The following is a 12,480-nucleotide window of genomic DNA, read 5'->3' on the forward strand; positions in this document are numbered from 1 at the left end:
CTGATGAGCGAAGCGATTACCCCTGGCGCGCTGGCATCACTGTTTACCGGCGCACGCACCCATAACGGCTGGCAGGCGATCCCCGTCAGCGACGAGACGCTGCGCGAGATCTACGACCTGATGAAATGGGGTCCCACGTCCGCCAACTGCTCGCCAGCGCGGATTGTGTTTGTACGAAGCGCAGAGGGAAAAGAAAAACTGCGCCCGGCGCTTTCCAGCGGCAACCTGGAGAAAACCCTCACCGCCCCGGTCACGGCGATTGTCGCCTGGGATAGTGAATTTTATGAACGCCTTCCCGCCCTGTTCCCCCACGGGGATGCGCGGAGCTGGTTTACCTCAAGCCCGGCGCTTGCCGAAGAGACCGCCTTTCGCAACAGCGCGATGCAGGCGGCTTACCTGATTTTCGCCTGTCGGGCGCTGGGGCTCGATACGGGCCCGATGTCAGGCTTTGATCGCCAAAAAGTCGACGACGCGTTTTTCACCGGCACGTCGCTGAAAAGTAATCTGCTTATCAATATTGGCTATGGCGATACCAGCAAACTCTACGGCCGTTTGCCGCGTCTGGCCTTTGAAGACGCATGCGCACTGGCATAAGGAGCCATCATGATGACACCCGATAAACAAACCTTCCGTGATGCCATGGCCTGCGTCGGTGCGGCGGTCAATATCATCACCACCGACGGTCCTGCCGGGATGGCGGGTTTCACCGCCAGCGCGGTGTGCAGCGTAACGGATTCGCCGCCCACGCTGCTGGTATGCCTGAACCGTGGCGCATCCGTCTGGCCGACCTTCAGTGAAAACCGCACCCTGTGCGTCAATACCCTGAGCGCCGGACAAGAGCCGCTATCAAACCTGTTTGGGGGGAAAACCCCGATGGACGAGCGCTTCGCCGCCGCGCGCTGGGAGACCGGCGAAACGGGTTGCCCGCGTCTGGAGGAGGCGCTGGCCTCGTTTGACTGCCGTATCAGCCAGGTGGTGAGCGTGGGCACGCACGACATCCTGTTTTGCGACATCGTTTCGATTATTCGCCACCCCGCGCCGCAAGGGCTGGTGTGGTTTGACCGCGGCTATCACGCGCTTATGCGACCCGCCTGTTAACCCTCCTTAAGGAGTCAGCTCATGGCAATGTTCGGTTTTCCCCACTGGCAGTTGAAATCGACCTCTACGGAACCTGGCGTGGTCGCGCCGGATGAAAGGCTCCCGCTCGGGCCAACCTTAGTGATGGGGGTTCAGCACGCGGTCGCGATGTTCGGCGCAACGGTGCTGATGCCCATGCTGATGGGGCTTGATCCCAACCTGTCTATTCTGATGTCGGGCATCGGTACCCTGCTGTTCTTTTTCATCACCGGCGGGCGCGTGCCCAGCTATCTTGGTTCCAGCGCTGCGTTTGTCGGCGTGGTCATCGCCACCACCGGCTTTAACGGTCAGGGCATCAACCCGAATCTGAGCGTCGCGCTCGGCGGCATTATCGCCTGCGGGCTGGTCTACACGCTGATTGGCCTGGTGGTCATGAAGGTCGGGACGCGCTGGATAGAGCGGATGATGCCTCCCGTCGTCACCGGGGCGGTGGTGATGGCAATTGGTCTGAACCTTGCGCCAATAGCCGTCAGAAGCGTCTCCGGTTCGCCCTTTGAAAGCTGGATGGCGGTGATCACGGTACTCTGCATTGGCCTGGTGGCGGTGTTTACGCGGGGGATGATCCAGCGACTGTTGATCCTGGTGGGGTTAATCGTTGCCTGTCTGGTGTACGCCCTGCTGGCAAACGTCTTCGGTCTGGGCAAGCCGGTTGATTTTACACTGTTGCATAACGCCGCCTGGTTCGGCCTGCCGCAGGTGACGTCTCCGGTCTTTAACACGCAGGCGATGATGTTAATCGCGCCGGTTGCGGTGATCCTGGTGGCAGAAAACTTAGGCCATCTGAAAGCCGTTGCGGGTATGACCGGGCGCAGCATGGACCCTTACATGGGCCGCGCCTTTGTCGGCGACGGTCTGGCTACCATGCTCTCCGGCTCGGTCGGCGGTAGCGGCGTAACGACCTACGCTGAAAATATTGGTGTGATGGCAGTGACCAAAGTTTACTCCACCCTGGTCTTCGTGGCGGCAGCGGTGATGGCGATGCTCCTCGGCTTCTCACCGAAATTCGGCGCGCTGATCCACACCATTCCCGCGCCGGTGATTGGTGGGGCATCGATTGTGGTATTTGGTCTGATTGCCGTTGCCGGGGCACGCATCTGGGTGCAGCATCGTGTCGATCTGAGCCAGAACAGCAACCTGATTATGGTGGCGGTCACGCTGGTGCTGGGGGCGGGAGATTTTGCCCTGACGCTGGGCGGCTTCACCCTTGGTGGGATTGGCACCGCAACCTTTGGCGCAATCCTGCTTAACGCCCTGCTGAGCCGCCGGGAAGCGGCCGCACCGCAGGGTGACGTGGTACATCAGGACTCTTGATTTATCGCAGCGCTGTCACGCTCTGGCAGCGCTTTTTTCTTCCGTTTCAGCTTCAGCTCACTCACCAGCACGCCGGCGACAATAAATGCCGCACCGACCAGCGCCAGCAGCGGTAAACGCTCTCCGGCGATACGCCCGAAAATGCCCGCCCATACCGGTTCGCCGGTATAGATAACCGTCGCACGCGTCGGGGAAACGCTGCGCTGCGCCCAGTTCATGGTGACCTGAATAATGGCGCTAAAGATACCCAGCCCCAGCGCCACCACAACCAGCCCGGTGGACATCGGCGGAACAGACTCCCCTGCCGGCACCATGGTGGTAAAAGCCACCAGCGACGCGGTCGCCAGCTGAACCACGGTGACGCGCTTGACGTCCACTTTGCCAGCCCAGGCGCTGATCAGAATAATTTCCGCGGCAATCGCGATAGCACCCACCAGCGTAATGATTTCGCCCGGCCCCAGCGCCAGCAGGTTATTTTCCGGCCCGGCAAGCAAGATAAGGCCAACAAACGCCAGCACGATCCCCGTGCAGGACATCAGACCCGGTATTCTCCCCAGACAGAGCCATTGCAGTAACGGCACCAGCGGCACATACATGGCGGTAATAAACGCCGATTTGCTGCTGGTGATGGTCTGCAATCCCCACGTCTGCAGGCTGTAGCCCATGGCAATCGCAACCCCAATGGCCACCCCGGCCTTCAGTTCTTTAAGCGTCAGCCCACGCAAGGTTTTAAGCGAGAGTAACCCCACGGCAATCGCCGCCGTCGCAAAGCGCAGGCCGACAAAAAAGAACGGACCGCTCAGCGTGACCGCGTACTGGACGGCGAGAAAGGTTCCGCCCCAGAACATGGTGATCAGAATGAGAAGGGCTTCCTGAGGTTTGACGGAGAATGTGAAACGGGAGAGAGACATGCGGCACCAGCAAATAAGCATCAATCCTCTAGTGTGCGATGCCTTTGGTGACAGTTCAATGTTGCAGAAATAAAAAACCGCCGGGAGATCCCGGCGGCAGGGTATCAGCCCGGCGTATTACTTATTGCTGCCATGACTGTTTTTGCCCCCTTTTTTGCCAGCTTCTGATGCGCGCTGAGGGTCATTTTTGAAATTCCCCCCGCTAGACTGGCCACCTTTACGACCTGCTTCTGATGCTCTTTCACGGTCTTCAGCGAAATTACCTGAACCACCACGATGGTTTGCCATCTCTAACCTCCAGAGTGTGAAACATTAGACATCATATTGCATTCAGTAAAAGAGGATTCTTTCACCGCGCGGCTGAAGGACAGTGCCTTTATCTGTGCCGCGTGAAATTAAGCTTAGTGGAATGCGGCTATCCGGCAAGTCAGAGGTAATATTCTGCAACATGATCTCAGCCATTCGGGTGAGATTACGCGACGGCCATTTATAAGCCTTTCTTATCATTTTAAAAATCCGCAGCGGGAAAGTTGTTTCATTTTGCTACAAAGCGCTTTTGTATCCATATTGTTATAAATCAAAGAAATGCCGTTCATTTTTGCAGTCTGGCTGTGATGACATATCTTTAAATGAACGCAGCGATCCGCTGTCAGAAAACACAAACGAGGAGTGATGCAAAATGGCAAAAGTTCTGGTGCTCTATTATTCCATGTATGGACACATTGAAACCATGGCTCACGCGGTAGCAGAAGGTGCAAACAGAGTGGACGGCGTAGAAGTTGTGGTGAAACGCGTACCGGAAACGATGCAGGCTGAGGCGTTCGCCAAAGCCGGGGGGAAAACACAAAATGCCCCGGTTGCCACCCCGCAGGAACTGGCTGATTACGATGCCATTATTTTCGGCACCCCTACCCGATTTGGCAATATGTCAGGCCAGATGCGGACCTTCCTCGATCAAACCGGAGGACTTTGGGCATCCGGAGCGTTATACGGCAAACTCGCCAGCGTCTTCAGCTCCACCGGGACCGGCGGCGGTCAGGAGCAGACGATTACGTCAACCTGGACTACCCTTGCTCATCATGGGATGGTGATTGTGCCGATTGGCTACGGCGCGCAGGAACTGTTTGATATTTCCCAGGTTCGTGGCGGGACACCGTACGGCGCCACCACCATTGCCGGTGGCGATGGCTCCCGACAGCCGAGCAACGAAGAGCTCACTATCGCCCGCTATCAGGGTGAGTATGTCGCAGGCCTCGCCAAAAAACTGAACGGCTAACTCAACAGGAGGACAAGCATGCCAACTCAAGAATCCAAAGCCCATCGCGTGGGTGAATGGGCAAGTTTACGCAACACCTCTCCGGAGATCGCCGAAGCCATTTTTGAAGTCGCGAACTATGACGAAAAGCTGGCAGAGCAGATTTGGGAAGAAGGCAGCGATGAAGTGCTGGAACGTGCCTTCGGGAAAACGGACAAAGACGCGCTCTTCTGGGGTGAGCAAACCATCGAACGTAAAAACGTCTGAACGTTTCCCCCCGCCTGAGCGGGGGGTTTTACCTATTTCGCCGCGTTATTCATCACCGCATTAAATTTATCGATTGGGCAAAAACCGTTCGCATCAACCGGACACCCCTTCAGCTCCAGCGTCACACGCTGTGCCGGCGCATCCAGTGACAGTACGCTGGCGTTACGCAGCTGGTCGGCGCTCTGATAGACATACTCAATCTTCATGAGTTCCTGGTTGGCGTTTTTATCATGCCAGCGCTGGAAAACAATTTTCCCGCCAATTGGCGTCCGCTCGTGCTGGTCATGCAGCTGGTACGGTTTGAAATCCAGCGCCGTAAGCAGCGACGCGATATTGGAATCATGCCCCACCAGCAGGGTGATTTTCGGCGCTTTCGCCTGCCCGGTGACGAGGGCCTGGTCGATATACTTCACCAGCGGTTTGGCCACGTTTTGCGCCACCTCGGTGGAGGTAAACAGCGAGTCCTGATAGCCATTTTTCAGCTGCGACAACACGCGCCACTGCTGATCGGTTTTAATTTCACCCCAGGCAACCTGGTCTGCCGGGAAGCCTTCGTAATACTGCAGCGTGAAGGCATCCACCAGCGAGTTACCGACTTTTAACGGCCCCGATACGCCAGGTTCTTTTTCATAGTCAGCGCTGAAGGTATCTTTCGCCTCCGCCAGCGAGCACACGTTCTTCTCTTTACAGGACGGTGAATCGGCGTAATTCGTCATCTGCTCCAGCAGCTTGTAGCTCTCGCCAAGCTGCATTTTCTGCCGCTCAGTCTCCATCGCCTTCAGCGCTTTTTCACGGAATGCAGGTGAGTTATCCGTAATCACCGGGTTAAAGGTCGGATCCATGGTGCCCATTTTTTCCTGATGATGCACAGGCACATCGCACCCCGGGAAGGCGCCGGTGATAAAGAACTGCGCGGTGGCGACAGTGCGCTGCAGGCTGTTGGCATAGGCATATACGCTATCCGCGGCCGGGCACTCGCCGGTTTTCACCATCCCCTGCTGTGCCAGCCACTCGCGCATATAGTGGCCCATGTAGACTTCAAGCACGCCACCTTTGGTGGTGAGCTGACCGCCTGGCACCTCCCATTCTGGCCACTGCTTCGGTGTGGATTGCTCGAGCACGCTGCCATTATTGGCGAGCGGCGCGCGCAAATTATGGCGACTCATGATTAAAACTTGTTCCAGCTGATACCCTTCCGGCGTCTCTTGCGCCTGCACGCCAGATGTCACTGCAATGGAACCGGCGATTGCCAGCGCGAGTAGTGCTTTTCTCATCCCTAATTCCTCACTCGTTTTAAAATGTCGCAGTGAGTGTGACAGATTCGTGACAATTTTCCGGGAAGCGTTTCGCAAACTGAGGATTACTTTTCAAGGCGATCGCCGTATTCGCTCATCCAGTCGGCCAGCGGGGAGAGCGCGCTCTGGAGGGTTAACCCCAGCGCGGTTATCTGATACTCCACCCGCGGTGGGATCTCCGGGTAGATAGTGCGCGACACCAGCCCGCGCTGCTCAAACAGGCGCAACTGCTTCGTGAGCTCTTTTTGCGTGATGGGGGCAGCGGCGCGCAGCAGATCGCCAAACCGGACCGGTGCATTGAGCATAATCAGGCGATAGAGCACCGGGATGGCCCACTTACCGGAAATCAGGTTTACAAACTGCGTCATCGGGCAGAGATAAACCTCAGATTTTTTTTCACAGGGTATAGTGAGTGATTCCGCCATAGCACACCTCTTGCCTCATTAGTATCCAAATGGTACCTGGTTTCCTTTCGATACTAACGTTTCTATAGTGCTTTCTCCAGAGTCATTTCAGGAGAAGCACATGGGTCGTTTAGCAGGTAAATATACGCTGATTACCGGCGGCACTTCCGGTATTGGACTCGCTACCGCGCAGGAATTTATTGCCGAAGGAGCGCACGTTGCTGTCACCGGACGTAACCCGGATACCCTTGCCGAAGCACAACGCATTCTGGGCGATAATGCCTGGGTTATTCCGACCGATGCGGGTGACATCGCCGCGCAAAAAGCGCTGGCGGACACGCTCTCCTCTCGCTGGCCACGTCTTGATGCCGTGTTTATTAACGCCGGCGATGTGACGCACGGGCTGCTTGAAGAGTGGCAGGAAGACGCCTGGGATCGCCTGATGGGCATCAACCTTAAAGGACCGTTCTTTTTGATTCAGGCCCTGCTGCCGCTGCTCAATAATCCCTCCTCTGTGATCCTGTGCGGGTCCGTGAGCGCCCGCATCGGGCTGCCTGCCAGCAGCGTTTATGCCGCCAGCAAGGCGGGATTACTGTCGCTGGCACGCACGCTGTCAGGGGAGCTGTTGCCGCGCGGTATTCGCGTCAACGGCCTGAGCCCGGGTCCGGTAGAAACACCGGCATTTAATAAAACGGGGTTAAGCGAGGAAGCGCTCAAGGCGATGCTGGGGGATATCACCAAACTTGTGCCGCTGGGCAGAATGGGCACGCCGACGGAGCTGGCGAAAGCCGCGCTCTATCTTGCCTCTGACGAATCGCGCTATATGGTGGGAACGGAACTGCTGGTCGACGGCGGAATGGGAAACCTGTAGGTCAAAAGGCGCTGATGCCGGTGACGATGCCGACATACAGCGCCGCCCATACGACGGCTGAAATCAGGCTTACCGCGTACACCTTCGCCGCGTTCAGTCTGAGCATGCCCGCTGCCAGCGGGACGATATAACGCAGCACCGCCAGGAAACGCGCGGTAAAGAGCACCAGCACGCCGTTTTTCTGCAGCTGATGTTGTACCCGCAAAAATTTCTCGGCGTGCCGGGAGGTGAAGCGCGTGACCAGCCGCGTGTGGCCCATCAACTGGCCGATATGATAATTCAATACCGACCCTGTTGTGGCACCGGCCGCGACAGCCAGCCACGTCAGTGCCGGATGCAGGCTGGTCTGGCTGACGGTGATCCCTGCCAGCAGCATCACCGAGGCCGGCGGAAGCACGGAGGAAACCAGTACCGTAGACTTGCTCAGCGCGATGACGAAAAGCAGCGCGAACAGATGCGTCGGATAGAGCGCAAAATGATTCAGCAGATTGTCAAACCACGTCATATTCCACCCCGCAGCGTTCGTGATGCTGACCATTAGAAACGAACAACCTTAAATGGGATATCAACCGCTCAGACCTCCAGCAGGAAGGCATTAACGACACGCGAAAATGTCAGCGCCATTTAGAAACACAGAGGTGTGGAATTATACTCTCTTGAGCAATAACCACCGTCATTGATGAATAATCGATGTCATTAATACGCGGGATTAAATTATTGTTCTAAACGTTTCTTAAACGTCTTTTAAATTCCACAGCGCGATGTTTAAAGTGGCGTATTATCCCTCTCGTTTTACAACGATCTCGTTATGGCGAGGCTCCTGTACAAATACACGTTATCGCTCTGGTGGGTTCGAGAGAACCGGCACAGGGTAAAACAGGCACTGTCGAATCAAGGCTTTGTCAGTATAACTTCCCTTACGGGATACGGTGTACAGTGCTGAACCCAGGACGTGGGGATCTCCTCTTCGACATGCCCTGTCTTGCTCGCCCCTGAGAGATTTTATTATTCAAAGGGAATTCACTATGTCTTACGCTATTCACAATCAAAACCTGGCATTCAATGACAGCGCAATCGCGCAATATATGAATACCGATTTTATCGTCCTCGATATTTCATTATGCGTGGCGCTGGCACGCGAGCAATTTTTCGAAAAATTAAAAGACGATGATATTCCATCGCATATTTTCCTCGAAGATAACGGTCGGCTGGCAGGCATGGTTGCGGTGCGCAAACTGCTGCAGACCGCCGATACGGTACAGCCGGTGAAAACGCTGATGATTTCTCAGTTTCTGCAGGTCAAACCGGAAGACGAGCGTGCCGATGTCGCCGGGCTGCTGGCCCACGGCGAGGCGGATGTCGTGCCGGTGGTCACGCACGGTAAAGTGGTCGGCTGCCTGACCGAACGCGAAATCGCCCATCTGCTGGAAGATGATGTCACCGAAGATGCCCAGCTCCAGGGAGCAACGCTGCCGCTGGAAAAGCCGTATCTGGAAACCAGCCCCTTCAGCCTGTGGAAAAAACGCTCCGTCTGGCTGCTGCTGCTGTTTGTCGCTGAAGCCTATACCAGCTCGGTTATTCAGCACTTCGAAGAGGCGCTGGAATCCGCCATTGCCCTGGCCTTTTTTATTCCGCTGCTGATAGGGACCGGTGGGAACAGCGGGACGCAGATCACCTCCACGCTGGTGCGTGCAATGGCGCTGGGTGAAGTGCGTCTGCGCGACGTTGGCCGCGTGTTACGAAAGGAGATGACCACCTCGCTGATGATTGCCGCCACGCTTGGTCTTGCCGGGTGTGTCCGCGCCTGGATGATGGGTATCGGGCTGGAAATTACCCTTATCGTCAGCCTGACGCTGGTCTGTATTACGCTGTGGAGTGCGATTGTCTCGTCAGTTATTCCGATGGTACTGAAGCGCTGCGGCATTGACCCGGCCGTCGTTTCCGCGCCCTTTATCGCGACGCTTATCGACGGAACCGGTCTGATTATTTACTTCAAGATTGCGCAGTACACGCTGGGGCTGGAATAAGAGTGCAGCACCTCACCCACCGGGTTGAGGTGCTCACCGTTTTACATATCGCCAAGCTGATGTGCGATATCACGAAGCTGTTGCGCCAGTACCTGCAGGTTTTTGCCCTTCTCACCTTTCGGCCCGGTCGACTGCCGCACCACCAGCCGGGCAGGCAAAATGGATGACATGCGCACGGCATTGTCTTCGCCACTGTCGAGAATGCGGCGCACCGCCTCTTTCCCCTGCAGATCCAGGTCCAGCGATACCGTGGTCAATGCCGGATAGAAGAATGAGCTTTCGTAGGTGTCATCGTAGCCAATCACCGATTTTTCACCCGGAATGGAAATCTGATGCTGATGGAAAGCACTTAGTACCCCCAGCGCCATCTGGTCGTTGGCCACCAGCACGGCAGAAAATTGCGGCGTCTCGCGCAGCATCTGCAGCGCACCCGCGTAACCGCTCTGCGCGTCCCAGTTCCCGCGGATCACCGAGGCCGGCTCCAGACCGTAACCTTTCAGGGTTTCAATCCAGCTTTTCAGCCTGAGCTGCGCCGAGACAGAAGACGCAGGCCCCGCCAGCAACGCGATTTCCCGGTGCCCCAGTTCGTAGAGATATTTGACGCTGGCACGGGTGCCATCTGCCGGGTTAAACGAAACGTTAAACACGGAACTGTAAGGGTCAACGTCGAGGAACAGACAGACGATATCGTCGTTGTCCGTCGCGATTTTCTGCGCCTGCTCTGCTTCCAGCGGGACATTGATGATCACCTTACTGACGAGCTGAGATTTCAGTTCATTGATCGAATCCTGGATGCTGTGGTTGACGTTCTCATCAATCATGGAGATCAACACCTGATACCCTTCCACATTTGCATAGCGTTTTACCGCCGCGGCGACCTGTGACGGCGCATGCAAAGCCAGCGAAATCGTCACCAGTCCGACGGTCTGGGTCTGCTTTCCGACCAGCTGCTGCGCCAGGCGGTTCGGGACATACCGCAATAACTCTATGGATTTCTCCACCTTGTGACGCGTGGCTTCGGATACATTGGCAGATTTATTCAGTACCCTGGACACGGTCTGATAGGAGACGCCCGCATGGCGTGCGACGTCCTCTAACGTTGCGCTTTTCGACTTCATGGTCCGGTTCCTTATGTTGTTATGCGCTGATTGTATCAGGGGCGATATAAAAAAACGCCCACTGGGCACTTTCGGCTGCCATAACACCATCAAAAAGTATTACGTTCACAATACTACATTTCTGGTCACACCTCATCAATCGTAACAAAATTGGCTATTTTATTTGCACTTAATCACAGATTAACGATCGCGTAATTGCCAGAAAAAAGGTTTAGGCATTTTATGACAGCGGATTTGTGAACGTATTACAAAACAATAAGAGGGTAACAATGAACACGACGATCCGCTCTGTATCTGTTGCGTTGGCTGCCGCGTTAGCGTCTCCTTCGCTGTTTGCAGCGTCTTCAGTACCAATTGATTTTCATGGGTATCTTCGCTCCGGTGTGGGCGTCTCACGGGATGGTGGGATGGAGGAGTGGCAAAAAAATAAAATTGGCCGTCTGGGTAACGAGGCCGATACCTACGGCGAGCTGGAGCTGGGCTCAGAGGTGTACAAAAAGAACGAAGTCAGCTTCTACCTCGACAGCATGGTGAGCATGGTCTCTGACGGCTCTAACGACAATGAAACCACCTTCGGCGACGATGCGCAGTTCGGGTTGCGTCAGCTGAATCTGCAGATCAAGGGGCTGATCCCCGGCGATCCGAACGCGGTGATCTGGGGCGGTAAGCGCTACTACCAGCGCCATGACCTGCACATCATTGACACCAAATACTGGAACATCTCAGGCGCGGGTGCCGGTATCGAAAACTACACGCTCGGACCGGGTGCAGTGTCCGTGGCCTGGATCCGTGGCGATGCCAACGACGTGGACTACCGCGTGGACGGCGATAGCGACGTTAATATCAACTACATCGACCTTCGCTATGCGGGCTGGAAGCCGTGGGCGGGTGCATGGACTGAAGTGGGCATTGATTACGCCATGCCAAACCCCACCAATAAGCAGAAAGAGTACGGTGGGCTGTATGAGGCCGACAACGGCGTCATGGTCACCGGTGAGATCAGCCAGGACATGTTAGGCGGCTACAACAAGCTGGTGCTGCAGTATGCGAACAAAGGCCTGGCGCAGAACATGGTGTCCCAGGGCGGCGGCTGGTATGACATGTGGAACTACGTGAACGACGCCAGCGGCTACCGTGTGATTAACACCGGCTTAATTCCGATTACGGACAAGCTCTCCTTCAACCACGTGCTGACCTGGGGCTCGGCGGATGACACCACGCAATTCACCGATAAATCGCGCCTTGTCTCGCTGGTGGGTCGCGCGCAGTACCAGTTCACCGAATACGTGCGTCTGATTGGTGAAGTGGGCGGTTTCTACCAGAAAGATACTTACACCGACGGCTCCAGCTACAAGCAGAGCGGAGAGAAGTACACCCTCGCACTCGGACTGGCGGATGGGCCTGATTTTATGTCGCGTCCTGAACTGCGCGTCTTCGCCTCTTACCTGAATGACTCCGAGAAAGGACAATCCTTCGAAGACGGCACCGCAAATAATACCTGGAATTTTGGCGTGCAGGTGGAAGCCTGGTGGTAATGTTTATTTCCTGATATGCGTTAATCGTTATTGTATCTCCAACAACTGGCAGTCTATTCTCCTCGTTTGGGATAGCCATTATTTTGGCTATCCCTTTTTTATTATTAATGACTAAAATGCGCATCTAATAATTGCCGCAAGGTATCAGACTGCCGGCCAAATATCGCATGCACCTGCTGGCCGATAATAATCACGCCCAGCGCCCCCGCCTGTTGTAACGCCTGCGTATCCACCTTATTTAAATCTTTTACCGTGACGCGCAAACGGGTAATGCAGGCTTCAACATGTTCGATATTATCGTCGCCGCCGAATGCAGGAATTAAACGCTGAGTTATTTCACTGTCCATAA

At 55.6% G+C, this 12,480-nt stretch carries 15 protein-coding genes and 1 riboswitch; of the genes, 8 read left to right on the forward strand and 7 right to left on the reverse strand.

What is annotated here, in order from left to right; all coding sequences use genetic code 11:
- Positions 1–3 precede the first annotated feature (3 nt).
- The 3 genes from F8561_RS09390 to rutG are packed head-to-tail and all read left to right on the forward strand — an operon-like array spanning position 4 to position 2,448.
- Positions 4–594, forward strand: coding sequence for a malonic semialdehyde reductase (locus F8561_RS09390; protein ID WP_025204485.1), 591 nt, complete (start codon positions 4–6; stop codon positions 592–594).
- A 9-nt stretch (positions 595–603) separates the two neighbouring features.
- Positions 604–1,098, forward strand: coding sequence for an NADH-dependent FMN reductase RutF (rutF, locus tag F8561_RS09395; RefSeq protein WP_014169496.1), 495 nt, complete (start codon positions 604–606; stop codon positions 1,096–1,098).
- 21 nt (positions 1,099–1,119) lie between these two features.
- Complete coding sequence (rutG, locus tag F8561_RS09400; protein ID WP_014169495.1) at positions 1,120–2,448, forward strand: pyrimidine utilization transport protein G; 1,329 nt, start codon at positions 1,120–1,122, stop codon at positions 2,446–2,448.
- Here rutG and F8561_RS09405 read toward each other — a convergent pair.
- Positions 2,436–3,359 (reverse strand): DMT family transporter, encoded by a 924-nt coding sequence (locus F8561_RS09405; protein WP_151887368.1) that lies wholly within the window; start codon positions 3,357–3,359, stop codon positions 2,436–2,438. The genes rutG and F8561_RS09405 overlap by 13 nt on opposite strands.
- 117 nt (positions 3,360–3,476) lie before the next feature.
- Positions 3,477–3,647 carry a general stress protein gene (locus F8561_RS09410; protein WP_001273664.1) on the reverse strand — a complete coding sequence of 57 codons (171 nt, stop codon included), beginning with the start codon at positions 3,645–3,647 and terminating at the stop codon, positions 3,477–3,479.
- A 391-nt stretch (positions 3,648–4,038) separates the two neighbouring features.
- Here F8561_RS09410 and wrbA point away from each other — a divergent pair, with 391 nt between their 5' ends.
- Together wrbA and F8561_RS09420 are read left to right on the forward strand one after the other, a co-directional pair.
- Positions 4,039–4,635: an NAD(P)H:quinone oxidoreductase gene (wrbA, locus tag F8561_RS09415; RefSeq protein WP_014169491.1), complete on the forward strand. Its 597-nt coding sequence runs from the start codon at positions 4,039–4,041 to the stop codon at positions 4,633–4,635.
- 18 nt (positions 4,636–4,653) lie between these two features.
- Complete coding sequence (locus tag F8561_RS09420) at positions 4,654–4,881, forward strand: YccJ family protein (RefSeq protein WP_014169490.1); 228 nt, start codon at positions 4,654–4,656, stop codon at positions 4,879–4,881.
- A gap of 32 nt (positions 4,882–4,913) precedes the next feature.
- On the opposite strand, the gene agp is transcribed toward F8561_RS09420, so the two are convergent.
- Together agp and F8561_RS09430 are read right to left on the reverse strand one after the other, a co-directional pair.
- Complete coding sequence (gene agp / locus F8561_RS09425; RefSeq protein WP_025204488.1) at positions 4,914–6,155, reverse strand: bifunctional glucose-1-phosphatase/inositol phosphatase; 1,242 nt, start codon at positions 6,153–6,155, stop codon at positions 4,914–4,916.
- Positions 6,156–6,241: 86 nt separating this feature from the next.
- On the reverse strand, positions 6,242–6,601 hold the full coding sequence (locus F8561_RS09430) for a winged helix-turn-helix transcriptional regulator (protein WP_020884724.1): 360 nt from the start codon (positions 6,599–6,601) through the stop codon (positions 6,242–6,244).
- A gap of 100 nt (positions 6,602–6,701) precedes the next feature.
- On the opposite strand from F8561_RS09430, the gene F8561_RS09435 reads away from it, so the two are divergent.
- Complete coding sequence (locus F8561_RS09435; protein WP_044857451.1) at positions 6,702–7,451, forward strand: SDR family oxidoreductase; 750 nt, start codon at positions 6,702–6,704, stop codon at positions 7,449–7,451.
- Between the two features lies 1 nt (position 7,452).
- On the opposite strand, the gene F8561_RS09440 is transcribed toward F8561_RS09435, so the two are convergent.
- The gene (locus F8561_RS09440; protein ID WP_032681280.1) at positions 7,453–7,956 is read right to left on the reverse strand and encodes a DedA family protein; all 504 of its coding nucleotides are present in this window, start codon (positions 7,954–7,956) and stop codon (positions 7,453–7,455) included.
- Between the two features lie 290 nt (positions 7,957–8,246).
- Positions 8,247–8,416: riboswitch (M-box (ykoK) riboswitch) on the forward strand.
- Positions 8,417–8,476: 60 nt separating this feature from the next.
- Here F8561_RS09440 and F8561_RS09445 point away from each other — a divergent pair.
- The gene (locus F8561_RS09445) at positions 8,477–9,478 is read left to right on the forward strand and encodes a magnesium transporter (RefSeq protein WP_020884727.1); all 1,002 of its coding nucleotides are present in this window, start codon (positions 8,477–8,479) and stop codon (positions 9,476–9,478) included.
- 41 nt (positions 9,479–9,519) lie between these two features.
- Here the strand turns inward: F8561_RS09445 and F8561_RS09450 are convergent, their stop codons facing one another.
- Positions 9,520–10,596, reverse strand: a complete 1,077-nt coding sequence (locus tag F8561_RS09450) for a LacI family DNA-binding transcriptional regulator (RefSeq protein WP_020884728.1) — start codon at positions 10,594–10,596, stop codon at positions 9,520–9,522.
- Positions 10,597–10,865: 269 nt separating this feature from the next.
- On the opposite strand from F8561_RS09450, the gene F8561_RS09455 reads away from it, so the two are divergent.
- Positions 10,866–12,131, forward strand: coding sequence for a maltoporin (locus F8561_RS09455; RefSeq protein ID WP_086532703.1), 1,266 nt, complete (start codon positions 10,866–10,868; stop codon positions 12,129–12,131).
- A gap of 104 nt (positions 12,132–12,235) precedes the next feature.
- Here the strand turns inward: F8561_RS09455 and F8561_RS09460 are convergent, their stop codons facing one another.
- The gene (locus F8561_RS09460; RefSeq protein ID WP_108648470.1) at positions 12,236–12,478 is read right to left on the reverse strand and encodes a glucose PTS transporter subunit EIIB; all 243 of its coding nucleotides are present in this window, start codon (positions 12,476–12,478) and stop codon (positions 12,236–12,238) included.
- Positions 12,479–12,480: the final 2 nt, after the last annotated feature.

Origin of the sequence: Enterobacter sp. 198, from assembly GCF_009025585.1 — a bacterium.
In the GTDB taxonomy this organism is placed as follows: Bacteria; Pseudomonadota; Gammaproteobacteria; order Enterobacterales; family Enterobacteriaceae; genus Enterobacter; species Enterobacter ludwigii.